23 protein-coding genes are annotated in these 23,604 nt (G+C 71.8%); 9 read left to right on the plus strand and 14 right to left on the minus strand.

The genetic code is table 11. The annotated features are described in order from the left end of the window. On the minus strand, positions 1-983 hold a 983-nt coding region (locus AC51EU_RS10965; protein WP_496266610.1), incomplete at its 3' end, for a hypothetical protein. Positions 984-1,190: 207 nt separating this feature from the next. Between AC51EU_RS10965 and AC51EU_RS10970 the strand changes: the two genes are divergently transcribed. Continuing rightward, positions 1,191-3,029 (plus strand): DUF8508 domain-containing protein, encoded by a 1,839-nt coding sequence (locus AC51EU_RS10970; protein ID WP_496266611.1) that lies wholly within the window; start codon positions 1,191-1,193, stop codon positions 3,027-3,029. A gap of 28 nt (positions 3,030-3,057) precedes the next feature. On the opposite strand, the gene AC51EU_RS10975 is transcribed toward AC51EU_RS10970, so the two are convergent. The 11 genes from AC51EU_RS10975 to AC51EU_RS11025 form a co-directional block, all read right to left on the minus strand. Continuing rightward, positions 3,058-3,858: an EI24 domain-containing protein gene (locus tag AC51EU_RS10975; RefSeq protein WP_496266613.1), complete on the minus strand. Its 801-nt coding sequence runs from the start codon at positions 3,856-3,858 to the stop codon at positions 3,058-3,060. Between the two features lie 85 nt (positions 3,859-3,943). Continuing rightward, positions 3,944-4,939 carry a 2,3,4,5-tetrahydropyridine-2,6-dicarboxylate N-succinyltransferase gene (dapD, locus tag AC51EU_RS10980; RefSeq protein ID WP_496266614.1) on the minus strand — a complete coding sequence of 332 codons (996 nt, stop codon included), beginning with the start codon at positions 4,937-4,939 and terminating at the stop codon, positions 3,944-3,946. A gap of 113 nt (positions 4,940-5,052) precedes the next feature. Continuing rightward, on the minus strand, positions 5,053-5,373 hold the full coding sequence (locus AC51EU_RS10985) for a DMT family transporter (RefSeq protein WP_496266615.1): 321 nt from the start codon (positions 5,371-5,373) through the stop codon (positions 5,053-5,055). An 81-nt stretch (positions 5,374-5,454) separates the two neighbouring features. Continuing rightward, positions 5,455-5,796: a metal-sulfur cluster assembly factor gene (locus AC51EU_RS10990; protein WP_496266617.1), complete on the minus strand. Its 342-nt coding sequence runs from the start codon at positions 5,794-5,796 to the stop codon at positions 5,455-5,457. Continuing rightward, complete coding sequence (gene sufU, locus AC51EU_RS10995; RefSeq protein ID WP_496266619.1) at positions 5,793-6,251, minus strand: Fe-S cluster assembly sulfur transfer protein SufU; 459 nt, start codon at positions 6,249-6,251, stop codon at positions 5,793-5,795. Before sufU ends, AC51EU_RS10990 begins: the two co-directional genes overlap by 4 nt. A gap of 20 nt (positions 6,252-6,271) precedes the next feature. Next, a complete protein-coding gene (locus AC51EU_RS11000; protein ID WP_496266621.1) occupies positions 6,272-7,528 on the minus strand; it encodes a cysteine desulfurase in 1,257 nt (418 codons plus the stop codon). Next, positions 7,525-8,289: a Fe-S cluster assembly ATPase SufC gene (gene sufC, locus AC51EU_RS11005; protein WP_496266622.1), complete on the minus strand. Its 765-nt coding sequence runs from the start codon at positions 8,287-8,289 to the stop codon at positions 7,525-7,527. Before sufC ends, AC51EU_RS11000 begins: the two co-directional genes overlap by 4 nt. A 7-nt stretch (positions 8,290-8,296) precedes the next feature. After that, entirely contained in the window at positions 8,297-8,626 is a 330-nt protein-coding gene (locus AC51EU_RS11010; protein WP_496266623.1) for a non-heme iron oxygenase ferredoxin subunit, read from the minus strand. Continuing rightward, entirely contained in the window at positions 8,623-9,807 is a 1,185-nt protein-coding gene (gene sufD / locus AC51EU_RS11015) for a Fe-S cluster assembly protein SufD (RefSeq protein WP_496266625.1), read from the minus strand. The genes AC51EU_RS11010 and sufD overlap by 4 nt, the downstream gene beginning before the upstream one ends. 61 nt (positions 9,808-9,868) lie before the next feature. Next, on the minus strand, positions 9,869-11,290 hold the full coding sequence (gene sufB / locus AC51EU_RS11020) for a Fe-S cluster assembly protein SufB (RefSeq protein ID WP_496266626.1): 1,422 nt from the start codon (positions 11,288-11,290) through the stop codon (positions 9,869-9,871). Beyond that, positions 11,287-12,102, minus strand: a complete 816-nt coding sequence (locus tag AC51EU_RS11025) for a helix-turn-helix transcriptional regulator (protein ID WP_496266627.1) — start codon at positions 12,100-12,102, stop codon at positions 11,287-11,289. Before AC51EU_RS11025 ends, sufB begins: the two co-directional genes overlap by 4 nt. A 158-nt stretch (positions 12,103-12,260) precedes the next feature. On the opposite strand from AC51EU_RS11025, the gene AC51EU_RS11030 reads away from it, so the two are divergent. The 3 genes from AC51EU_RS11030 (at position 12,261) to AC51EU_RS11040 (ending at position 15,128) form a co-directional block, all read left to right on the plus strand. Continuing rightward, positions 12,261-13,223, plus strand: coding sequence for an ABC transporter ATP-binding protein (locus tag AC51EU_RS11030; protein ID WP_496266629.1), 963 nt, complete (start codon positions 12,261-12,263; stop codon positions 13,221-13,223). Positions 13,224-13,293: 70 nt separating this feature from the next. Further along, on the plus strand, positions 13,294-14,064 hold the full coding sequence (locus tag AC51EU_RS11035; protein WP_496266630.1) for an ABC transporter permease: 771 nt from the start codon (positions 13,294-13,296) through the stop codon (positions 14,062-14,064). A gap of 80 nt (positions 14,065-14,144) precedes the next feature. Next, positions 14,145-15,128, plus strand: a complete 984-nt coding sequence (locus AC51EU_RS11040; RefSeq protein WP_496266631.1) for a COX15/CtaA family protein — start codon at positions 14,145-14,147, stop codon at positions 15,126-15,128. Positions 15,129-15,341: 213 nt separating this feature from the next. On the opposite strand, the gene AC51EU_RS11045 is transcribed toward AC51EU_RS11040, so the two are convergent. After that, complete coding sequence (locus AC51EU_RS11045) at positions 15,342-15,707, minus strand: hypothetical protein (RefSeq protein ID WP_496266632.1); 366 nt, start codon at positions 15,705-15,707, stop codon at positions 15,342-15,344. A gap of 24 nt (positions 15,708-15,731) precedes the next feature. Next, on the minus strand, positions 15,732-16,688 hold the full coding sequence (locus AC51EU_RS11050; RefSeq protein ID WP_496266633.1) for a heme o synthase: 957 nt from the start codon (positions 16,686-16,688) through the stop codon (positions 15,732-15,734). 426 nt (positions 16,689-17,114) lie between these two features. Between AC51EU_RS11050 and tkt the strand changes: the two genes are divergently transcribed. The 5 genes from tkt to pgl form a co-directional block, all read left to right on the plus strand. Then, a complete protein-coding gene (gene tkt, locus AC51EU_RS11055) occupies positions 17,115-19,202 on the plus strand; it encodes a transketolase (protein WP_496266635.1) in 2,088 nt (695 codons plus the stop codon). A gap of 35 nt (positions 19,203-19,237) precedes the next feature. Further along, the gene (gene tal, locus AC51EU_RS11060; protein ID WP_496266636.1) at positions 19,238-20,356 is read left to right on the plus strand and encodes a transaldolase; all 1,119 of its coding nucleotides are present in this window, start codon (positions 19,238-19,240) and stop codon (positions 20,354-20,356) included. A 6-nt stretch (positions 20,357-20,362) separates the two neighbouring features. Next, positions 20,363-21,886: a glucose-6-phosphate dehydrogenase gene (zwf, locus tag AC51EU_RS11065; RefSeq protein ID WP_496266637.1), complete on the plus strand. Its 1,524-nt coding sequence runs from the start codon at positions 20,363-20,365 to the stop codon at positions 21,884-21,886. Next, a complete protein-coding gene (opcA, locus tag AC51EU_RS11070) occupies positions 21,883-22,932 on the plus strand; it encodes a glucose-6-phosphate dehydrogenase assembly protein OpcA (RefSeq protein ID WP_496266639.1) in 1,050 nt (349 codons plus the stop codon). Before zwf ends, opcA begins: the two co-directional genes overlap by 4 nt. Next, positions 22,929-23,604, plus strand: a 676-nt coding sequence (gene pgl / locus AC51EU_RS11075; protein WP_496266640.1) for a 6-phosphogluconolactonase, incomplete at its 3' end; no start/stop codon positions are given. The genes opcA and pgl, both read left to right, overlap by 4 nt.

The raw sequence follows: 23,604 nt of genomic DNA on the forward strand, positions 1-23,604 counted from the left end.
TCGGCGCGGGCGAGCGTCTCGGGGTAGTCGGGCAGCGCGTCGAGGAGGACGTCGGCGCCCTTGCCGGTGAGATCGCCGACGGCGGGCGCCTCCACCCCGGCGTCCAGCATCCGGGCGCGGACGGCGTAGACGCCGAGCGGGGTGAGGCGGACCATGCCGTAGCGGGTGACGTCCTCGTCGTCCAGCGGTTCGGCGGCGCGGACGGTGGCGCCGTCCTCGTCCAGCTCCTCGATCAGCGCCTCGTCGACGGGCTTGTAGGCGACCAGGCCGATCGGCTCCAGCACCCGGAACTGCTCGTCGAGGCGCATCATCGCGGTGGAGACCTCTTCGAGGATCTCGTCGGTCGGCTCGTCCATGTCGTCCGGGACGATCATGGAGGCGGCGAGCGCGGGCAGCGGCACGGCCTGGTCGGGGTCCTCGGCGAGGGCGGTGAGCAGGTAGAGGTTGCCGAGGATGCCGTCGAGCAGTTCGGCCTCCTCCTCCGGGTTCCAGTCGAGGGCGTCGAGGTCGATCTCGCCGCCCTCGGCGAGCTGGTCGGCGATGTCGGCGAGGTCCGGGGCGGCCGCGTCGGCGAGCACGGTCTCCATGCCGGTGAGCCAGATGTCCAGGACGTCCTGCGGGCTGCCGGAGGTCAGTGCGCCCAGTTCGTCGCCGGGGGTGGCGGTGCCGACGGCGGCGTCGTCGGGCAGCGTGTCGTCGTCCTCGCCGTTCTCCTCGATCTCGACCAGGCCGGTGTCGACGGCCAGCTGCCATGCCTCGGCGGTGTGGGCCGGGCCGTCCTCGTCGGCGGCCAGCCCGAGGTGTTCGGTGGCCTCGGCGAGGTTCTTGTCGAGGATTTCGCCGCCGATGCCCACGGGCACGCCGCAGGCGGCCCAGCGGGCGAGCTTGGCGGCCCTGGCCAGCAGCGGGGCGCTCAGCGCTGCGCGGGCCAGCTCCGCTTCGGAGTGCAGCCGCACCGGCGGCAGGGAGGGGCGCTCGGACATCAGGGGTTCAGCTCCTCGGAGGGACTCGGCTCGTGCGACGACCAAGCGTAGACGGATTTACCCGGCGCCCGGACGGTTCACCGCGAGGCCCCCGCCCGGACATCCGGGAGACCTTGACAAGTCCCTTGACCGGGCCCGACATTGACGCGCGTAGAGATCGCCGATCCGGCTCCCTTCCCCCTTGTCACCCCCGCCTCGGAGGCACCCATGCCATCCCGTCGTACGCTCCGCCGGCCGGCCGCCGTCACCGCCGCGGCCTGCGCCGTCCTCACCGCCGGGCTGCTCACCGCGTCACCGGCGACCGCCGCGGGCGTCCGCATCCACGACATCCAGGGCGACACCCGGATATCCCCGTTCGCCGGGAAACGGGTCACCGGTGTGCCGGGCACGGTCACCGCGGTCCGCGGCTTCGGCGCGTCGCGCGGCTTCTGGTTCCAGGACCCGCACCCGGACGACGACCCGGCGACCAGCGAGGCCCTGTTCGTCTTCACGGGGAAGGAGACGCCGGACGTCGCCGTCGGGGACGCGGTCACCGTCGACGGCACGGTCGAGGAGTACTACCCGGGCGGCCGCGACGCCGGTCTCCAGTCCGTCACCGAGCTGACCCGCGCCACCTGGACCGTTCTCGCCCACCACACCCCGCTGCCCGCCCCGGTCCGCCTCGACGCGTCCACGGTGCCCCACCGCTACGCGCCGCGCGGCAGCGGCCCCGACGGCATCGAGTCCCTGCGGCTGCGGCCCCGCGACTGCGCGCTGGACCTCTACGAGTCGCTGGAGGGCATGCGCGTCTCCGTCACCGACGCCCCCGTGGTGGGCCCGACCACTTCCCACCACGAGCTGTGGGTGACCGCCGACCCGCGCCACCACCGCACCGCGCGCGGCGGCGTGTTCTACGGCTCGTACGCGGACCCCAACCCGGCCCGCGTCAAGGTGGCGTCGCTGATCCCGTTCGCCGAGCGGCCGTTCCCGGTGGCCGATGTCGGCGACGAGCTGAGCGGCACCACCACCGGCCCGCTGGACTACGACAACTACGGCGGCTACACGCTCCAGGCCACCGAGCTGGGCACCCTCACCGGCCACGGCCCCGCGCCCGAGACCACCCGCGCCCAGCGGCCGGGCGAGCTGGCGGTGGCCACCTACAACGTCGAGAACCTCTCCCCCGCCACCCCGCGGGCCAAGTTCGACCGGCTCGCGCAGGGCCTGGTGAAGAACCTCTCGTCCCCGGACATCGTCGCCGTGGAGGAGGTCCAGGACGACAGCGGCCCCACGGACGACGGGGTGGTGTCGGCGGGGGTGACGCTCAAGAAGCTCACCGACGCCGTGCGGGCGGCCGGGGGCCCGGCGTACGCGTGGCGGCAGATCGACCCGGTCGACGACCAGGACGGCGGGCAGCCCGGCGGCAACATCCGGGTCGCCTTCCTCTTCAACCCCGAGCGGGTGGCGTTCACCGACATCCCGGGCGGTGACGCGACCACGGCCGTGCGGGCGGTGGCCGACCGGGGCCGGGCGGCGCTCTCGGCCTCCCCCGGCCGGATCGCGCCCGCCGACCCGGCGTGGCGCGACAGCCGCAAGCCGCTGGTCGGGCAGTTCTCGCTGAAGAACCGTCCCGGCAGCCGCGTCTTCGTGATCGCCAACCACTTCAACTCCAAGGGCGGCGACCAGGGCCTCGACAGCCGCGTCCAGCCCCCGGCGCGGAGCTCCGAGGTCCAGCGCACCGCGCAGGCCCGGCTGGTGCACCGCTTCGTCAAGGACCTGCTGGCCAAGGACCCCCGGGCCGATGTGGTCGTGGCCGGGGACCTCAACGACTACCCGTTCTCCTCCGCCCTCAAGGAGCTGACCTCCGGGCGCGTCCTGACGGACCTGGTGAACGGGCTGCCGCGCGCCGAGCGCTACAGCTACGTCTACAACGGCAACTCCCAGGTGCTCGACCACCTGCTCACCAGCCGTCACATCAAGCGGCCCGACTACGACATCGTGCACCTCAACGCCGAGTACGCGGACCAGGCCAGCGACCACGACCCGCAGGTGCTGCGGTTCCGTCCGTGACCCGGGGCGGGGACGGACCGCCGCCGGGTCAGCCGGCCGCCGGAGCGCTGTCCGCGGGCGCGGCACCGGCGGTGTCCGGTACGCGGCCGTCCCCGTCCGGCATCAGGTCCCGGACCAGCAGGGTCGCCCCCGCCACCGCGCCCGGCATCAGCACCACCGCGGCGAACGGGACCAGGAACAGCAGCACCAGCGGTGTGCCGAAGCCGACGGCGAGCCCCGTGCGGCCCCGCAGCAGCCGCAGCCTCTCCCGTACCGGGACGCCGCGGCGCTGCATCGCCGCCGCGGTCAGCTCCACGGCGAGGAAGAATCCGGAGACACAGAAACCGGCCACCGGCACGACGGTCTGCCCGAGGACCGGGACGAAGCCCAGGAGGAACAGCAGCAGTCCGAGACCGGCGGCGCGCAGCAGGACGGGGACGGTGTCCCGTACCGCGTGCCACAGCTCCCGCCACAGCGGCAGGTCCGGGCCGGAGGGGCCACCGCCCTCGCTCTCCTCGACCTTCTCCGACAGCGACTCGTAGAAGGGGTCGCCGACCAGGAGGGTGACGGCGGTGAAGGTCAGGACGCACAGCAGCAGGCCGCCCGCGACGAGCAGGGCGGTGAACAGCCCGCGCAGCAGCCCCTGCCAGGGGGTGCCCCAGCCGTCGGCGAAGGGCGTCGCCCAGGCGGCGAGGTCGCCGGCCCGCAGGGCGAGGGCGACGAGCACCGCGGTGTACAGCACCAGGGTGATCAGGGCGGGGATCAGCCCGAAGCCCCACCACCGGCCGTGGGCGGCGGCCCACCGCTGCCCACGGCCCACGTACCGTATTCCGGCCACAAGATCACGCATGGAGGGCACCCTAGAGCACGGGACGGGCCCCGGTGCACGGCGGCGGCCCGGCGGGTGGTCCGCCGGGCCGCCGGTGCGCGGGGGCTCAGTTGTGGCTGTGGAGGATCTCGTTCAGACCGCCCCAGGTCGCCTTGTTCGGGCGTGCCTCGACGACACCGGTGGTGGAGTTGCGGCGGAAGAGGATGTTGTCGGCGCCGGAGAGCTCCAGGGCCTTGACGACCTGGCCGTCCGGCAGCGTGACACGGGTGCCGGCGGTCACGTAGAGGCCCGCCTCGACCACGCACTCGTCGCCCAGCGCGATGCCCAGGCCCGACTCGGCGCCGAGCAGGCAGCGCGCGCCGACCGAGATGATCTGCTTGCCGCCGCCGGAGAGGGTGCCCATGGTGGAGGCGCCGCCGCCGATGTCGGAGCCGTCGCCGATGACCACACCGGCGCTGATCCGGCCCTCGATCATGGAGGTGCCCAGGGTGCCGGCGTTGAAGTTGACGAAGCCCTCGTGCATGACGGTGGTACCCGCCGCGAGGTGGGCGCCCAGCCGCACCCGGTCCGCGTCGGCGATGCGCACCCCGGCGGGGGCGACGTAGTCCGTCATCCGCGGGAACTTGTCGATGCTGGTGACCTGGAGGTGGCGGCCCTCGGCGCGGGCGTTGAGCCGCACCGTCTCCAGCCGGTCGACGGCCACCGGGCCGAGCGAGGTCCAGGCGACGTTGGCCAGCAGGCCGAAGACGCCGTCGAGGTTCTGGCCGTGCGGCCGCACCAGGCGATGGCTGAGCAGGTGGAGGCGCAGATAGGCGTCGTGCGCGTCCAGCGGCTTGTCGTCGAGGGAGGCGATGACCGTACGGACGGCCACGACCTCGACGCCCCGCACCGGGTCCGGGCCCAGGGCCTTGGGCGCGGCGGCGCCGAGCAGTCCGGCGGCCTGCTCCGCGGTCAGCCGCTCGGTGCCGGCCTCGCCGGGCGCGTCGCTGAGGGCGGGGGCGGGGAACCAGGTGTCGAGCACGGTGCCGTCGGGGGTGACGGTGGCGAGCCCGGCGGCGACGGCGCCGGTCGTGCGGGGGGCGGGGGTAACAGCATCGGTCATGTCCGCAACCTAACCGGACGGCGCCCGTCGAGGCGAACCGGTGCCGGTCCGCGGCCCCCGGTCCGGTCCGGGAGGCCCGCGGGACCCGGTGCGCGGCGCCGCCGGTACGGGCGTCAGCCCGCCGCGTCCAGGTGGAGCACCACGACCCCGGCGATCACCAGCAGCACCCCGAGGATCTTGAGGGCGCCGGCCGTCTCACCGAGGAAGAGCATGCCGATGGCGGCGACCACGGCGGTCCCGGCTCCGGACCAGATCGCGTACGCGGTACCGACGTTCATCGTGCGCAGGGTCCGGGCGAGCAGCAGGAAGGCGACGGCGTACCCGGCCATGGCCCCGGTGGAGGGCCAGAGCCTGCTGAAGCCGTCGCTGTACTTGAGCGCGGTGGTCGCGAGGATCTCGGAGAGAATCGCCCCGGCCAGCATCAGATAGGCCATGCGGCGAGGGTAGCGGCCACCGGGGCGCACGAGGCCGCGCCCGCCCGGATGCGGGCGGACGCGGCCGTGACGAGGGGACGGTCAGACGTTGAACCCCAGCGCCCGCAGCTGCTCGCGGCCGTCGTCGGTGATCTTGTCCGGGCCCCACGGGGGCATCCAGACCCAGTTGATCCGCAGCTCGTTGACGATGCCGTCGGTGGCGGACCGCGCCTGGTCCTCGATGACATCGGTCAGCGGGCAGGCCGCCGAGGTCAGCGTCATGTCGACGGTGGCGATGTTCGCGTCGTCGACGTGGACGCCGTACACCAGGCCCAGGTTGACGACGTCGATGCCCAGCTCGGGGTCGACGACGTCGTACAGCGCCTCGCGGACCTCTTCCTCCGAGGCCGGCTTGGTGAGGGTCTTCTCAGGGGTGTCGGTCATGCGGTCTTCGCCTCCTCGGAGAGGGCCTTGGCCGTGGCGTCCTTCCAGGCCATCCAGCTCAGCAGGGCGCACTTCACACGCGCCGGGTACTTCGAGACGCCGGCGAACGCCACCGCGTCCTCCAGCACCTCCTCCATCGCGTCGTCCGGTTCGATCCTGCCCTTGGACTGCATCAGTTCCAGAAACGTCTCCTGGATCCGCTGGGCCTCGCCGAGCTCCTTGCCGACCAGCAGATCGTTGAGCACCGAGGCGCTGGCCTGGCTGATGGAGCAGCCCTGTCCCTCGTACGAGACGTCTTCAATGGTCGCGCCGTCGAGCCGCACGCGCAGCGTGATCTCGTCGCCGCAGGTGGGGTTGACGTGGTGCACTTCGGCGTCGCCGTCCCGCAGACCGCGCCCGTGCGGGTGCTTGTAGTGGTCCAGGATGACGTCCTGGTACATCGAATCCAGCTTCACGGCTCAGTCAGTCCTCGTCCTCATCCGAAGAAGTTGCGGACGTGCTCCAGGCCCGCGACCAGGGCGTCGACCTCGGCCGGGGTGGAGTACAGATAGAACGACGCCCGTGTGGTCGCCGGAATTCCGTACCGCAGGCAGACCGGGCGGGCACAGTGATGGCCGACCCGGACGGCGATGCCCTGCTCGTCCAGCACCTGACCCACGTCGTGCGGGTGGATGTCGCCGAGGGTGAAGGAGATCGTCGCCCCGCGGTCCTCGGCCGTGCTCGGGCCGATGATGCGCAGGTCGGGGACCTCCAGCAGCCGCTGGACGGCGTACTCGGTGAGAACGTGCTCATGCTCGGCGATCTTGTCCATGCCGATCGCGGAGAGGTAGTCCACGGCCGCGCCGAGGCCGACGGCCTGCGCGATCGGGGGCGTACCGGCCTCGAACTTGTGCGGCGCGGGCGCGTAGGTCGAGGAGTGCATGGACACCGTCTCGATCATCTCGCCACCGCCGAGGAACGGCGGGAGGTCCTCCAGCAGCTCCTGGCGTCCCCACAGCACGCCGATGCCGGTCGGGCCGCACATCTTGTGGCCGGTGAAGGCGACGAAGTCGGCCTGGAGCGCCTGGACGTCCAGCACCATGTGCGGGGCGGCCTGGGAGGCGTCGATGACGACGAGGGCGCCGACCTCCTGGGCCCGCCGGATGATCGTCTCGACGGGGTTGACCGTGCCGAGGAGGTTGGAGACGAGGGTGAACGAGACGACCTTGGTGCGGTCGGTGATGACCTCGTCGACCCGGGAGAGGTCGAGGCGGCCGTCGTCGGTCAGCCCGAACCACTTCAGCTTCGCGCCGGTGCGCTGCGACAGCAGCTGCCACGGGACGATGTTGGAGTGGTGCTCCATCTCCGTGATGACGATCTCGGTCTCGCGGTCCACCCGGTAGGGCTCGTCGGCCCAGCCGAGCATGTTGGCCACGAGGTTGAGCGACTCGGAGGCGTTCTTGGTGAAGATCACCTCGTCGCGGCTCGGGGCGTTGACGAAGGCGGCGACCTTGTCGCGGGCGCCCTCGTACAGCTCCGTGGCCTCCTCGGCGAGCACATGCACGCCGCGGTGGACATTGGCGTTGTGGCGTTCGTAGTACGCGTTCAGCGCGTCGAGCACCTGGCGCGGCTTCTGCGAGGTCGCCGCGTTGTCCAGGTAGACCATCTTCTTGCCGTCGTGGACCAGGCGGTCGAGGACGGGGAAGTCCTTGCGGATCGCCTCGGTGTCGAGGAGGCCCGGGAGCTGTGTCACGCGGTTGCGCCCCCCTTCGTGTAAGCCTCGTAGCCCTCCGCCTCCAGCTTGTCCGCCAGCTCGGCGCCGCCGGACTCGGCGATGCGGCCGGCCGCGAAGACATGCACGTGGTCGGGCTTGATGTAGCGCAGGATGCGCGTGTAGTGGGTGATCAGCAGGGTGCCGACCTCGCCGGTCTCGCGGACACGGTTGACGCCCTCGGAGACGGTCCGCAGGGCGTCGACGTCCAGACCGGAGTCGGTCTCGTCGAGGATCGCGATCTTCGGCTTGAGCAGCTCCAGCTGAAGGATCTCGTGGCGCTTCTTCTCACCGCCGGAGAAGCCCTCGTTGACGTTGCGCTCGGCGAACGCGGGGTCCATCTGGAGGCGCTCCATGGCCTCCTTGACCTCCTTGACCCACAGCCGCAGCTTGGGGGCCTCGCCGCGGATCGCGGTCGCCGAGGTCCGCAGGAAGTTGGAGACCGAGACGCCGGGCACCTCGACGGGGTACTGCATGGCGAGGAAGACGCCGGCCCGCGCGCGCTCGTCGACGGACATCTCCAGGACGTTCTCGCCGTCGAGGGTGACGGTGCCGCCGGTGATCGTGTACTTGGGGTGGCCCGCGAGGGAGTAGGCGAGGGTCGACTTGCCGGAGCCGTTGGGGCCCATGATGGCGTGCGTCTCGCCCTGCTTCACGGTCAGGTCGACGCCCTTCAGGATCTCGCGCGGGCCGTTCTCGGCGTCGACGGAGACGTGCAGGTCGTGGATCTCAAGCGTTGCCATGGGGAACTCAGGACTCCTGGGTGAGAGAGACGAGCACGGAGGCATCCGGGCCGTCTCCTTCGATCTTGACGGGGTAAACGGGGACGGGGCGCGTCGCGGGGAGCCCGGACGGCTTGCCGGTGCGCAGGTCGAAGCTCGACCCGTGCAGCCAGCATTCGATCGAGCAGTCCTCGACCTCGCCCTCCGAGAGGGAGACGTTCGCGTGCGAGCAGATGTCGTTGATCGCGAACACCTCGCCCTCGGTACGGACGAGGGAGACCGGCGTGCCGTCGATCTCCACCCTCTTGGGGGTGTCCTCCTCCAGCTCGCTCAGCGAGGCCACACGTACGTAGGTCATGCCGCGGACGCTTCCAGCTCGGCCTCGATCTTGCTCATCAGCCGCTCCTCGACGTCCGGGAGGCCGATCTGCTGCACCAGCTCGGCGAAGAAGCCGCGGACGACCAGGCGGCGGGCCTCCTCGGCGGGGATGCCGCGCGCCATCAGGTAGAACAGCTGCTCGTCGTCGAAGCGGCCGGTCGCCGAGGCGTGGCCGGCGCCGACGATCTCACCGGTCTCGATCTCCAGGTTGGGGACCGAGTCGACCCGCGCGCCGTCGGTGAGGACGAGGTTGCGGTTGAGTTCGTAGGTGTCCGTGCCGGTGGCGGACGCCTGGATGAGGACGTCGCCGATCCAGACGGCGTGCGCGTCGTCGCCCTGGAGCGCGCCCTTGTAGACGACGTTCGAGCGGCAGTTGGCGGCGTCGTGGTCGACGAAGAGGCGGTGCTCCTGGTGCTGGCCCCGCTCCGTGAAGTACAGGCCGTACAGCTCGGCCTCGCCCCCGGGCGCCGCGTAGGTGACGCGCGGGTGCAGCCGGACGAGGTCGCCGCCGAAGGTGACGACGACGGACTTGAAGGTGGCGTCGCGGCCGATCAGGGCGTTGTGCTGGCCGACGTGGACCGCGGTGTCGTCCCAGTCCTGCACGGAGACCACGGTCAGCTTGGCGCCGTCGCCGAGGACGTAGTCGACGTTGGCGGCCAGCACCGCGTCACCGGTGTGGTCGATGACCACGACGGCCTCGGCGAACGCGCCCAGCTCGACGACCTGGTGCCCGAAGGACGTGCCGCCCTCGCCGTGCACCGTGATGCGGATCGGCTCGGTGAGCACGGTGTCCTTGGGGACGGTGACGACGGACGCCTTCTCGAACGAGCTGAACGCCTGGGCGGCGACCCGGTCGACGGGCTTGCCCGCCCGGCCCACCCGGGCGTCGCCGCGGTCCACCAGCTCGTGGGTGACGCCCTCGGGCGCGGTGATGTCGACCTTCAGGTCGGCGCCGGCGGCGACGGCCGTGCCGTCGTGCAGGCCGCGCAGCCGGGCGAGGGGGGTGAAGCGCCACTCCTCCTCGCGGCCGTGCGGCACGGGGAAGTCCGCCACGTCGAAGGACGGCGGCGCGCTCATCCGGGTGGCGACGGTGGACTCCGCGGCCACCGCGATGGAACCGGTGGTCGTGGAACCCGCCGGGATGTTCTGAGCCTCAGCCATGGCTGTCGTGGTGCTCGCTTTCTGCGTCAAGAGGTTGCTGCGGGGCGGGACGGTGACCGGGTCAGCCGACCGCGCCTTCCATCTGCAGCTCGATCAGCCGGTTCAGCTCCAGCGCGTACTCCATCGGCAGCTCCCGGGCGATCGGCTCGACGAAGCCGCGCACGATCATCGCCATGGCCTCGTCCTCGGACAGGCCGCGCGCCATCAGGTAGAACAGCTGGTCCTCGCTGACCTTGGACACGGTCGCCTCGTGGCCCATGGAGACGTCGTCCTCGCGGACGTCGACGTAGGGGTAGGTGTCCGAGCGGGAGATGGTGTCGACGAGCAGGGCGTCGCACAGCACGTTGGACTTGGAGCCCGCCGCGCCCTCACCGATCTCGACCAGACCGCGGTAGGAGGTGCGGCCGCCGCCGCGCGCCACCGACTTGGAGACGATGTTGGAGGAGGTGTTCGGCGCCATGTGGACCATCTTGGAGCCGGCGTCCTGGTGCTGGCCCTCGCCCGCGAAGGCGATGGACAGGGTCTCGCCCTTGGCGTGCTCGCCCATGAGGTAGACCGCGGGGTACTTCATGGTCACCTTGGAGCCGAGGTTGCCGTCGACCCACTCCATGGTGGCGCCCTCGTAGGCGACGGCGCGCTTGGTCACCAGGTTGTAGACGTTGTTCGACCAGTTCTGGATCGTGGTGTAGCGGCAGCGGCCGCCCTTCTTCACGATGATCTCGACGACCGCGGAGTGCAGCGAGTCCGACTTGTAGATCGGCGCGGTGCAGCCCTCGACGTAGTGGACGTAGGCGTCCTCGTCGACGATGATCAGCGTCCGCTCGAACTGGCCCATGTTCTCGGTGTTGATGCGGAAGTACGCCTGGAGGGGGATGTCCACGTGGACGCCCTTGGGGACGTAGATGAACGAGCCGCCGGACCACACCGCGGTGTTCAGCGAGGCGAACTTGTTGTCACCGACCGGGATGACCGTGCCGAAGTACTCCTGGAACAGCTCCGGGTGCTCCTTGAGCGCCGTGTCGGTGTCCAGGAAGATGACGCCCTGCTTCTCCAGGTCCTCGCGGATCTGGTGGTAGACGACCTCGGACTCGTACTGCGCGGCGACACCGGCGACCAGGCGCTGCTTCTCCGCCTCGGGGATGCCGAGCTTGTCGTAGGTGTTCTTGATGTCCTCGGGCAGGTCCTCCCAGGAGGCGGCCTGCTGCTCGGTCGAGCGCACGAAGTACTTGATGTTGTCGAAGTCGATGCCCGACAGGTCCGAGCCCCAGGTGGGCATGGGCTTCTTGTCGAACAGCTTCAGGCCCTTGAGGCGGAGCTTGAGCATCCACTCCGGCTCGTTCTTCTTGGCCGAGATGTCGCGGACGACGGCCTCGGACAGGCCGCGCTTGGCAGCGGCTCCGGCCTCGTCGGAGTCGGCCCAGCCGTATTCGTACTTGCCCAGGCCCTCCAGCTCGGGGTGAGCAGTCTCCGTGGGGAGCGTCATGCGGGGTTCCTCCCGGCCGTGCTTGCTGATGCGGTGGTGGTCTGTGTGGTGGTGTGGTGAGCGCCGCTGCCGGCCTTCGGGATGAAGGTCGTGCACACCCCGTCACCGTGGGCGATCGTCGCGAGACGCTGCACATGGGTTCCCAGCAGCCGGGAGAAGACCTCGGTCTCCGCCTCGCACAGCTGCGGGAACTGCTCGGCGACATGGGCGACCGGGCAGTGGTGCTGGCAGAGCTGCTCACCGAAGGGTGCGTGGGGGGCGCTGCGCGCCGTAGCAGCGTACCCGTCCGCGGTCAATGCCTCGGCCAGGGCCCGTGCGCGGGCCCCCGGCTCCGCGGAGTCGACGCTGCGGCGGTACTTCTCGGCCTGTGCGGCCAGGCGCGCGCGGGCGAAGGCGGCGACGGCCGCCTCACCCCGCGCGCCACCGCCCGCGCTCTGCGCGATCCAGCGCAGGGCGTCGGCGGCCAGCTCGTCGTAGGACTGGTCGAAGGCGTCCCGGCCGCAGTCCGTGAGGGCGAAGGCCCTGGCGGGACGGCCCCGGCCGCGGGTGCCGTAGACCCGCTTCTCGCGGGGCTCGACGACACCGTCCGCGACCAGCGCGTCCAGATGCCGGCGGACGGCCGCCTGCGTCAGCTCCAGCCGCAGCGCCAGCTCGGCGGCGGTGGACGGACCGTGGTCGAGGATGGAGCGGGCGACCCTGTTGCGGGTGCCCTGCTGCTCGTCGTGCGGGGAGTGCGCGGCGGGTACAGCACGGGACCGCCCTGCGGCCGTCCTGGTCGCGGGCCCCTTCCGGTCCTCGCTCGCGTATTTCACAACGTCATTGTTGCGTAATTCCGCGCGTCGCGACAAGCCTCCGCCCGACCGCGCCCGGGTGTCCTCGGTCACTTAGGGTTACCTAATCGGCGCGGTGGCACGGGGAGTCCGGCGCCCCGCGGAATCCGCGGCCCCGCGTTCTCCGTAGACTGCCCGGCATGCCCAGCACCTCCCCGGGGGGAGCCCCCCGATCCCCCGGCGACACGCCGGCCGTCGAGGTCGTCGGCCTGGTCAAGCGCTACGGCGGGAAGACCGCGGTGGACGGTCTCGACCTCACCGTCACCCGCGGCGGCGTCACCGCCGTCCTCGGCCCCAACGGCGCCGGCAAGACCACCACGGTCGAGATCTGCGAGGGCTACCGCCGCCCGGACGCCGGCACGGTCCGCGTCCTGGGCCTGGACCCGGTCGCCGACTCCGCGGCGCTGCGTCCCCGGATCGGGGTGATGCTCCAATCGGGTGGCGTCTACCCGGGCGCCCGCGCCGAGGAGATGCTCCGGCACACCGCCTCCCTGCACGCCGACCCCGTCGACGTCGGCGTCCTCGTCGAGCGGCTCGGCCTCGGCGGCTGCGGCCGCACGCCCTACCGGCGGCTCTCCGGGGGCCAGCAGCAGCGGCTCGCCCTGGCCATGGCCGTCGTCGGCCGCCCCGAACTGGTCTTCCTCGACGAACCGACCGCCGGCCTCGACCCGCAGGCCCGCCACGCCACCTGGGACCTGGTGCGCGAGCTGCGCGCCGACGGCGTCGGCGTGGTGCTCACCACCCACTTCATGGACGAGGCCGAGCAGCTGGCCGACGATGTGGCGATCATCGACGGCGGCCGGGTCATCGCCCGCGGCACCCCCGAGGAGCTGTGCCGCGGCGGTGCCGAGAACACCCTGCGCTTCAGCGGCCGCCCCGGACTCGATCTCGCCTCGCTGCTCAAGGCGCTGCCCTCCGGCAGCTCCGCCGCCGAGCCCTCGCCCGGCACGTACCGCGTCGACGGCACCGTCGACCCCCAGCTGCTCGCCACCGTCGCCTCCTGGTGCGCCCAGCACGGCGTCCTGCCCGACGCGATAGCCGTCGAGCGGCACACCCTGGAGGACGTCTTCCTGGACCTGACCGGCAAGGAGCTGCGCGCATGACGTACGCCCGCACCCCCCTGGGCCGGTCCGGGAACGCGCCCCGGGACGAGCACCGCAAGGAGACCCGCGCATGACCGCGACCGGAACGTTCACCCCCCGGCCCGGCGCGGCCCCGCTGCCCCGGATGATCCGGGCGCAGGCGGCGCTGGAGACCCGGATGCTGCTGCGCAACGGGGAGCAGCTGCTGCTGACCGTCGTCATCCCGACGCTGCTGCTGGTGCTGTTCTCCGCCGTCGACATCATCGACACCGGGGCGGGCCGCACCGTCGACTTCCTCGCGCCGGGCGTCCTGGCGCTGGCCGTGATGTCGACGGCCTTCACCGGGCAGGCGATCGCGACGGGCTTCGAGCGGCGTTACGGCGTCCTCAAGCGGCTGGCCGCCTCGCCGCTGCCCCGGTGGGGCCTGATGACCGCGAAGACCTGCGCGGTGCTGGTCACCGAGGTGCTCCAGATCGCGCTGCTGACGGCGGTCGCGCTGGCGCTGGGCTGGTCCCCGCACGGCGACCCGTTCTCGGTGGTGCTGCTGCTGGCGCTGGGGACCGCCGCGTTCTCCGGGCTGGGGCTGCTGATGGCCGGCACGCTCAAGGCCGAGGCGACGCTGGCCGCCGCCAATCTGGTCTTCCTGCTGCTCCTGGTGGGCGGCGGGGTCGTCGTCCCGCTGGCGAGGTTCCCCGAGGCGGCGCAGACGGTGCTCGGACTGCTGCCGATCACGGCGCTCTCGGAGGGCCTGCGGGACGTCCTCCAGCACGGCGCCGGCGTCCCGTGGCCGCAGCTGGGCGTGCTGGCGGTGTGGGCGGTGCTGGGCCTGGGCGCCGCGGCGCGTCTCTTCCGCTGGGAGTGACCCGCAGGTCACGGGAGGTACCGTGCGTTTTCGGAGCCCCTCGTGAAAAGTCGCACAAGCACCGGCCTACGATGGCACGCGTGCCGAACACGATGAATCCCCTTGAGCTGATCTCCCGGCGCTGGCAGCCGTCCGCGCGCTTCGTACGGCGGGCCGCGCTGGCCACCGTCGTGATGGCCGTCGTCATCGTCGTGACCGGCGGCGCGGTGCGGCTGACCGGCTCGGGCCTGGGCTGCTCCACCTGGCCGCAGTGCACCCCCGGAAGCCTGACGCCCACCCCCGAGATGGGCGTCTACGGTCTGATCGAGTTCGGCAACCGGTTGCTGACGTATGTGCTGTGCGCGGTCATCGGGGTGTTCATCATCGCCGCCCGGTCCCAGCGGCCGCGGCGCCGTTCGCTCACCCGGCTCGGCTGGGCGCAGTTCTGGATCACGCTGAGCAACGCCCCCGTCGGCGGCATCACCGTGCTCACCGGCCTCAACCCGTACCTCGTCAGCGCGCACTTCCTGATCTCCACCGCGCTGCTCACCGTTGCGGTGGTCTCCTGGCGGCGTGCCTGCGAGGGGGACGAGGAGCCGCGCGACCTGGTGGCCCGCCCGGTGCGCCAGCTGTCCTGGCTGCTGGTGGCCGCGACCCTCGCGCTGACCGTCGTCGGCACCGTCGTGACCGGCGCGGGCCCGCACGCCGGTGACGCCCGCAAGGTGCACCGCATCCCGGTGAACTGGCAGGAGATCACCCAGCTGCACGTGGACCTGGTCTACGTCGTGGTGGGCCTGAGCGTCGCCCTGTGGTTCGTGCTGCGCGCGGTCAAGGCGCCGGCCGCCGCGCGCCGCGCCCTCCTGGAGCTGTTCGGCGCCATCCTCCTCCAGGGCGTCCTCGGGTACACGCAGTACTTCACGGGCCTTCCGCCGCTGCTCGTCGGGCTGCACATGCTCGGCTCGACGCTGGTGCTGATCGCGGCCCTGCGGGTCGCCCTCGCGCTGCGCGACCGCGGCCCGCTGGTGGAGGCGGCGCCGGTGCCCTCCGGGGAGCACGAGGCCCTGGAGCCCGCTCCGGCGTCCTGATCCCCGCTCCTCCCGGCACCCGCGCGGGCCCCTCGGTCACACCTTGGGTTCTCACGGTCCTCGCAACACCCGCGATCTGTGGGGGTTGCGAGGACCCCTGGAAACCAAGCACCGGCCGAGGGGCCCGTTCCGTTTCCTCCGCCGCGCACACGGCCGCGCCCTCCTCCCCGGCCCCGGAGGGCCGCCCGGGAGGAGGGCGCGTGCGGTGGTGTGTCAGGTGTTGGCCGGTCCGCCGATCTGGAGGCCCGCCATCCGGGACCACTCGTAGCGGCCGGTGCGGACCTTGGCGGCCAGTTCGCCGTCGAAGTCGTCGTGGAGGGTGAGGCCGGCCTGCTGCGCGGCCTCGCGTGCGGCGCCGAAGGAGTCGGCGACGAGGTTGCCCCAGGCGCCGTTGGCGCCGACCAGGGCGATGCGGGTGCGGCCGCGGCCCATGTGGGCGAGCTGGCCCTCGGCACTGCCGCCGTGGGTGGCCGCGAAGGCCCGGATCTCCTTGGCGAGCCGGGCCGTCTGCCGGGCGGTGCGCCGGTCCGCGCGGGCGCCGCCCTCCGTCGCCTCGTCCGCCTGCTGGGTGTCTGCCATACGGCAGATGCTACCCGGCGGTAATCAGCGAAGGAAGGGATCCACCGCGACCGCCACGAACAGCAGCGACACATAGGTGATGGACCAGTGGAACAGCCGCATCTCCTTGAGCTTGGCGCCCGTGATCCCGGCCTTGGCGCGGGCCTGGAGAGCGTGCGCCTCCTTGAGCCACAGACCACCGCACACCACGGCCACCGCGGTGTAGAACCAGCCGGTGTACCCCAGCGGCTGGAGCAGCAGCGAGATGGCGACCATCACCCAGCTGTAGAGGACGATCTGCCGGGCCACGGCCTTGTTGCCGGCGATGACCGGCAGCATCGGGACGCCCGCGCGCTGGTAGTCGTCCTTGACCTTCATCGACAGCGGCCAGTAGTGCGGCGGCGTCCAGAAGAACATGACGAGGAAGAGGACGACCGCGGCCCAGGAGACCGAGTTCGTCACGGAGGACCAGCCGATGAACACCGGCATGCAGCCGGCGATGCCGCCCCAGACGATGTTCTGCGCGGTCCGCCGCTTGAGGATCATCGTGTAGCCGACGACGTAGAACAGCAGCGCGCCCAGCGCCAGCATCGACGACAGCGGGTTGACGAAGTACCAGAACCAGACGGTCGAGACGACGGTGAGGGCGGTCGCGAAGACCAGGCACTCGCGCGGGGAGACCATGCCGGTCACCAGGGGCCGCTGCGAGGTGCGGTCCATCATCGCGTCGATGTCGCGGTCGATGTACATGTTGTACGCGCCCGCGCCGCCGGCGGAGAGGTAACCGCCGATGCAGGTCGCGAGGACCAGCTTCAGATCGGGTACGCCCTGCGCCGCCAGGAACATCACCGGCACCGTGGTCATCAGCAGCAGCTCGATGATGCGCGGCTTGGTGAGCATCACGAACGCCTTGACCCGCGCGCCGAACGGGCGGCGGCCGGGATCCGGACTTCCGGGGCTCTGAGAGAGCGTCCCCGCAGGACGGGATTCGACGGCCGTCACGCACACCCCTGGGATCGATCGGCGGCTTGTGCCGCGGAGAAGGCCAGCAAGCGGATCCGGCCTTGAGCACCGGTGCGGCTTGCGCGTACCACGCCACTTTAGACGCCCGCCATACCGCGATCTCCGCCGGGGGTCGGGTCGTGTTGGGCGCCGGGCGGGCCCGGAGGGCGGGCTTTCGCCGCCCGTTACCGCGCGGTTCAGGAGGCGAACGCCCCTGGTGGCCCGCACCCTGGTCCTGTGGGGCCGTCCCCCGGGCGGGGAATGCGCGTGACACCGCTGTGGTTGCCGAGGGCGACGAGTGCCGCCACCAGGGCGGCCGCGGTCCCGCGTCGAAAGGACGCGCACCCGCGCGGGGGTAGGCTCGACACCGCCCGGCGGACATACCGTCCACGGCATGCGACATGTGGAGAGGAGCCCTGACTCAGGGTGAGCACCAAGCCGACCACCGCAGATTTCGAGTGGACCGAACTGGACCAGAAGGCCGTCGACACCGTCCGCGTCCTGGCCATGGATTCCGTGCAGAAGGTCGGCAACGGCCATCCCGGTACGGCCATGAGCCTGGCACCGGCCGCCTATGTGCTGTTCCAGAAGCTCATGCGGCACGACCCGTCGGACGCGGACTGGACCGGCCGCGACCGGTTCGTCCTCTCCGCCGGGCACTCCAGCCTGACCCTCTACATCCAGCTCTTCCTCGCCGGCTACGGCCTTGAGCTGGACGACCTCAAGGCGTTCCGCACCTGGGGCTCCAAGACCCCGGGCCACCCGGAGTACGGCCACACCACCGGCGTCGAGACCACCACCGGCCCGCTGGGCCAGGGTGTCGCCAACGCCGTGGGCATGGCCATGGCCGCCCGCTACGAGCGCGGCCTGTTCGACCCCGAGGCCCCCGCGGGCACCTCGCCGTTCGACCACACCATCTGGGTCGTCGCGGGCGACGGCTGCCTCCAGGAGGGCATCGCCGCCGAGGCGTCCTCGCTCGCCGGCCACCAGAAGCTCGGCAACCTCGTGCTGCTGTGGGACGACAACCACATCTCCATCGAGGGCGACACCGAGACCGCCGTCTCCGAGGACACCCTCAAGCGCTACGAGGCGTACGGCTGGCACGTCCAGCGCGTCGACCAGCTGCCCAACGGCGACCTCGACCCGGCCGGTCTGGCGCGGGCGCTGCGCGCCGCCCAGGCCGAGACCGAGCGCCCCTCGTTCATCGCGGCCCGCTCGATCATCGCCTGGCCGGCCCCGCACGCCCAGAACACCGAGGCCGCGCACGGCTCGGCGCTGGGCGACGAGGAGGTCGCCGCCACCAAGCGCGTGCTGGGCTTCGACCCGGAGCAGACCTTCGAGGTCTCCGACGAGGTCCTGGCGCACACCCGCCGGGCGCTCGACCGCGGCCGCGAGGCGCGGGCCGAGTGGGAGAAGGGCTTCGCCGCCTGGCGCACCGCCCAGCCCGAGCGCGCCGCCGAGTTCGACCGCATCGCCGCGGGTGAGCTGCCGAAGGGCTGGGAGGAGCACCTCCCCTCGTTCGAGACCGGCAAGTCCGTGGCCACCCGTGCCGCGTCCGGCAAGGTCCTCCAGGCCCTGGGCGCGGTCGTCCCCGAGCTGTGGGGCGGCTCCGCCGACCTGGCCGGCTCCAACAACACGACGATCGACAAGACCTCGTCGTTCCTGCCCGAGGGCAACCCGCTGCCCGGCGCCGACCCGTACGGCCGCACGATCCACTTCGGCATCCGCGAGCACTCCATGGCCGCGGAGATGAACGGCATCGCGCTGCACGGCAACACCCGGATCTACGGCGGCACCTTCCTGGTGTTCTCCGACTACATGCGCAACGCCGTCCGGCTGTCGGCGCTGATGCACCTGCCGGTGACGTACGTGTGGACGCACGACTCCATCGGCCTGGGCGAGGACGGCCCGACCCACCAGCCGGTCGAGCACCTGGCCTCGCTGCGCGCCATCCCGGGCCTGAACATCGTCCGCCCGGCCGACGCCAACGAGACCGCCATCGCCTGGCGCGAGATCCTCAAGCGCTGGACCAAGGAGTTCGGCGTGGGTGCCCCGCACGGCCTCGCACTGACCCGCCAGGGCGTGCCGACGTACGCGCCGAACGAGAACGCGGCCAAGGGCGGCTACGTCCTCTTCGAGGCGGAGGGCGGCGAGCCGCAGGTGGTGCTGATCGGCACCGGCTCCGAGGTGCAGCTCGCCGTCGAGGCGCGCGAGCGGCTCCAGGCCGAGGGCGTCCCGACGCGTGTCGTGTCGATGCCGTCGGTGGAGTGGTTCGACGAGCAGGACCAGGACTACCGCGACAGCGTGCTGCCGCCGTCCGTCAAGGCCCGGGTCGCCGTCGAGGCGGGCATCGGCCTGACCTGGCACCGCTTCGTCGGTGACGCCGGCCGCATCGTCTCCCTGGAGCACTTCGGCGCCTCCGCCGACGCCAAGGTCCTCTTCCGCGAGTTCGGCTTCACCGCCGACGCGGTCGCGGCGGCCGCCCGGGAATCCCTCGAAGCCGCCGCGCGCTGACGCCTGACACACGAACAGTAGGAGATGCAACACCCATGACAGACGCACTCAAGCGCCTCTCCGACGAAGGCGTCGCGATCTGGCTGGACGACCTGTCCCGCAAGCGGATCACGTCCGGCAACCTCGCCGAGCTGATCGACCAGCAGCACGTCGTCGGCGTCACCACCAACCCGTCGATCTTCCAGAAGGCGATCTCCTCGGGCGACGGCTACCAGCAGCAGCTGGCCGACCTCGCCGCACGCAAGGTGACCGTCGAGGAAGCCATCCGCATGATCACCACGGCGGACGTCCGGGACGCCGCCGACATCCTGCGGCCGGTCTTCGACGCCACCGAGGGCCAGGACGGCCGGGTCTCCATCGAGGTCGACCCGCGTCTGGCGCACGAGACCGCGGCGACCGTGGCCGAGGCCAAGCAGCTCGCCTGGCTGGTGGACCGCCCCAACACCCTGATCAAGATCCCCGCGACCAGGGCGGGCCTGCCCGCGATCACGGAGGTCATCGGCCGGGGCATCAGCGTCAACGTCACGCTGATCTTCTCCCTGGAGCGCTACCGCGAGGTCATGGACGCCTACCTCGCGGGCCTGGAGAAGGCCAAGGCCGCCGGCCTGGACCTGTCGGAGATCCACTCCGTGGCGTCGTTCTTCGTCTCCCGTGTGGACAGCGAGATCGACAAGCGCCTGGAGAAGCTGGGCACCGACGAGGCCAAGGCCCTCAAGGGCAAGGCCGCCCTGGCCAACGCCCGGCTCGCCTACGAGGCGTACGAGGAGGTCTTCTCCTCCGACCGCTGGGCCGCCCTGGAGAAGGCGCACGCCAACAAGCAGCGCCCGCTGTGGGCCTCGACCGGTGTCAAGGACCCGGCCTACAAGGACACCCTCTACGTCGACGAGCTGGTCGCCCCGGGCACGGTCAACACCATGCCGGAGGCGACGCTGGAGGCGACCGGCGACCACGGGCAGATCACCGGTGACACGGTGCGCGGCACCTACGCGCAGGCGCGGGCCGACCTCGACGCCGTCGCCCGGCTGGGGATCTCGTACGACGAGGTCGTCCAGCTCCTGGAGGACGAGGGCGTGGAGAAGTTCGAGGTGTCCTGGAACGACCTGCTCAAGTCCACCCAGGCCGAGCTCGACCGCCTGGCTCCCGCGAAGGACTGACCCATTTTGACCAGCAGCAATCCGCTGCGTGACGCACTGGACCGGCGGCTCCCGCGTATCGCGGGGCCGTCCGGTCTGGTCATCTTCGGCGTCACGGGCGATTTGTCACGTAAAAAGCTGATGCCTGCGGTCTACGACCTGGCCAACCGGGGTCTGCTGCCGCCGGGCTTCTCGCTCATCGGCTTCGCCCGCCGCGAATGGGCGGACGAGGACTTCGCCAAGGTCGTGCACGACGCCGTCAAGGAGCACGCGCGCACGCCCTTCCGCGAGGAGGTCTGGCAGCAGCTCATCCAGGGCATGCGCTTCGTCCAGGGCGACTTCGACGACGACGAGGCGTTCGAGACCCTCAAGCACACCATCGAGGAACTGGACAAGGAGCAGGGCACCGGGGGCAACTTCGCCTTCTACCTGTCCGTCCCGCCCAAGTTCTTCCCCCAGGTCGTCCAGCAGCTCAAGAAGCACGGGCTGGCCGAGCAGAAGTCGGACTCCTGGCGCCGCGCGGTCATCGAGAAGCCGTTCGGCCACAACCTGGAGAGCGCCCAGGAGCTCAACCGCATCGTCCACGACGTCTTCCCGCCCCACGAGGTCTTCCGGATCGACCACTACCTGGGCAAGGAGACGGTCCAGAACATCCTGGCGCTGCGCTTCGCCAACACGATGTTCGAGCCGCTGTGGAACCGCAGCTTCGTCGACCACGTCCAGATCACCATGGCCGAGGACATCGGCATCGGCGGCCGGGCCGGCTACTACGACGGCATCGGCGCCGCGCGGGACGTCATCCAGAACCACCTGCTCCAGCTCCTCGCGCTGACCGCGATGGAGGAGCCCTCCTCGTTCGACGCGGACGCGCTGGTCGCGGAGAAGACCAAGGTCCTGGGTGCCGTCAGGCTCCCGGCCGACCTCGGCAAGGAGACGGTGCGCGGCCAGTACACGGCCGGCTGGCAGGGCGGCGAGGAGGCGGTCGGCTACCTCCAGGAGGAGGGCATCGACCCGCAGTCGAAGACCGACACCTATGCCGCGATCAAGCTCCAGGTGGACAACCGCCGCTGGGCGGGCGTCCCCTTCTACCTGCGGACCGGCAAGCGCCTGGGCCGCCGCGTCACGGAGATCGCACTGGTCTTCCAGCGGGCCCCGCACTCCCCCTTCGACCACACCGCCACCGAGGAGCTGGGGCAGAACGCCCTGGTCATCCGGGTGCAGCCGGACGAGGGCGTGACGGTGCGGTTCGGCTCGAAGGTGCCGGGCACCTCCATGGAGGTGCGGGACGTCTCGATGGACTTCGCGTACGGCGAGTCCTTCACGGAGTCCAGCCCCGAGGCGTACGAGCGGCTGATCCTCGATGTGCTCCTGGGCGACGCCAACCTCTTCCCGCGGCTGGAGGAGGTCGAGCAGTCCTGGCGCATCCTGGACCCGATCGAGGAGTACTGGGACCGCCACGGCAGGCCCGCACAGTACCCGGCGGGCACCTGGGGCCCCGTCGAGGCGGACGAGATGCTCGCACGAGACGGACGGAGCTGGCGTCGGCCATGAAGATCGATCTCACGGAAACCACGGCCAGCAAGATCAACAAGGCGCTGGTCCAGGGACGTCGCGCCATCGGCACCCCCGCCGTCGGCATGGTGCTCACCCTCGTCATCGTCACCGACGAGGAGAACGCCTACGACGCCCTCAAGGCGGCCAACAACGCCTCCCGCGAGCACCCCTCGCGCACCCTGGTCGTCATCAAGCGGGGCAGCCGGTCGCCGCGCGACCGCGCCAAGGCCCGGCTGGACGCCGAGGTGCGGGTCGGGGCGGACGCCGGCACCGGCGAAACGGTTGTCCTGCGGCTGTACGGCGAGGCGATAAACCACGCCCAGTCCGTGGTGCTGCCGCTGCTGCTGCCCGACGCCCCGGTGGTCGTCTGGTGGGCGGTCAACGGCCCGCTCGACCCGGCGAAGGACCCGCTGGGCGCGCTCGGCCAGCGCCGCGTCACCGACGCGTACGCCGCCGAGCACCCGGTCCGGGAGCTGTCCGCCCGCGCCGGGACCTACACCCCCGGCGACACCGACCTGGCCTGGACCCGCCTGACCCCGTGGCGCTCCATGCTCGCCGCGGCACTGGACCAGATGCCGTGCACGGTCACCTCGGCCGAGGTGGAGGGCGAGGAGTTCAACCCGAGCTGCGAACTGCTCGGCATGTGGCTCGGCGACCGGCTGTCCGTCCCCGTCAAGCGTGTCGTGTCGAAGGGCCCCGGTCTGACCGCGGTCCGGCTGGAGACCAGCGGCGGCCCGATCGTGCTGGACCGGCCGGACGGCTCGCTGGCCACGCTGTCGATGCGCGGCCAGCCCGACCGCGCGGTGGCCCTCAAGCGGCGCGACACCGCCGAACTCCTCGCCGAGGAGCTGCGCCGGCTCGACCCGGACGACATCTACGCGGCCACGCTGCGGTTCGGCGTGGAGCGCCTGGGCGAGGCCGAGGGGCCCCGGCCCGCCGCACCGGACGCGGCGAGCGCCCCGCAGGAGCCCGCCGCCGGTGAGCGGCCCGCGGCGAAGAAGGCGGCCGGGAAGAAGGCCGCCAGGAAGGCGGCGGCCGAGTGAGCGCGCCGCAGGTCGTCGTCCACCGCGACACGGCGTTGATGGCGCAGGCCGCGGCCGCCCGGCTGATCACCAGGATCGTGGACGCCCAGACGGCCCGCGGCTCGGCCTGTGTGGTCCTCACCGGCGGACGCAACGGCAACGCGCTGCTGGCGGCGCTCGCCGAGGCGCCCGCCCGTGACGCGGTGGACTGGTCGCGCCTGGACCTGTGGTGGGGCGACGAACGGTTCCTCCCGGAGGGCGACCCGGAGCGCAACCACACCCAGGCCCGCGCGGCGCTGCTGGACGGTGTCCCCCTGGACCCCGCCCGGGTGCACCCCATGGCCCCGGCGGGCGGCGCGTACGGGAACGACGTCGAAGCGGCCGCCGAGGCGTACGCCGCCGAACTGGCCGCGGCGGCCGGCCCGGAGGACCACGGCCCGGTGCCGTCGTTCGACGTGCTGCTGCTGGGCGTCGGCCCGGACACCCATGTCGCCTCCCTCTTCCCGGAACTGCCGGCGGTGCGCGAGACGGAGCGGACGGTGGTGGGGGTGCAGGGCGCTCCCAAGCCGCCGCCCACCCGCGTCTCGCTGACCCTGCCCGCGATCCGCGCGGCGCGCGAGGTGTGGCTGCTGGCGGCCGGTGAGGACAAGGCCGGCGCGGTGGCGATGGCGCTGTCCGGGGCCGGGGAGGTCC

The sequence above is a fragment of the Candidatus Streptomyces philanthi genome (assembly GCF_059553635.1).

Coding starts and splice junctions, on each gene's coding strand:
- AC51EU_RS10975 (WP_496266613.1), bottom strand. CDS start 3,858: ATGCGTGATCTTGTGGCCGGAATACGGTACGTGGGCCGTGGGCAGCGG.
- sufD (WP_496266625.1), bottom strand. CDS start 9,807: ATGGCTGAGGCTCAGAACATCCCGGCGGGTTCCACGACCACCGGTTCC.
- AC51EU_RS11035 (WP_496266630.1), top strand. CDS start 13,294: ATGACCGCGACCGGAACGTTCACCCCCCGGCCCGGCGCGGCCCCGCTG.
- tal (WP_496266636.1), top strand. CDS start 19,238: ATGACAGACGCACTCAAGCGCCTCTCCGACGAAGGCGTCGCGATCTGG.
- AC51EU_RS11030 (WP_496266629.1), top strand. CDS start 12,261: ATGCCCAGCACCTCCCCGGGGGGAGCCCCCCGATCCCCCGGCGACACG.
- AC51EU_RS10990 (WP_496266617.1), bottom strand. CDS start 5,796: ATGACCGACACCCCTGAGAAGACCCTCACCAAGCCGGCCTCGGAGGAA.
- opcA (WP_496266639.1), top strand. CDS start 21,883: ATGAAGATCGATCTCACGGAAACCACGGCCAGCAAGATCAACAAGGCG.
- sufC (WP_496266622.1), bottom strand. CDS start 8,289: ATGGCAACGCTTGAGATCCACGACCTGCACGTCTCCGTCGACGCCGAG.
- AC51EU_RS11010 (WP_496266623.1), bottom strand. CDS start 8,626: ATGACCTACGTACGTGTGGCCTCGCTGAGCGAGCTGGAGGAGGACACC.
- dapD (WP_496266614.1), bottom strand. CDS start 4,939: ATGACCGATGCTGTTACCCCCGCCCCCCGCACGACCGGCGCCGTCGCC.
- AC51EU_RS11045 (WP_496266632.1), bottom strand. CDS start 15,707: ATGGCAGACACCCAGCAGGCGGACGAGGCGACGGAGGGCGGCGCCCGC.
- AC51EU_RS10970 (WP_496266611.1), top strand. CDS start 1,191: ATGCCATCCCGTCGTACGCTCCGCCGGCCGGCCGCCGTCACCGCCGCG.
- AC51EU_RS10985 (WP_496266615.1), bottom strand. CDS start 5,373: ATGGCCTATCTGATGCTGGCCGGGGCGATTCTCTCCGAGATCCTCGCG.
- sufB (WP_496266626.1), bottom strand. CDS start 11,290: ATGACGCTCCCCACGGAGACTGCTCACCCCGAGCTGGAGGGCCTGGGC.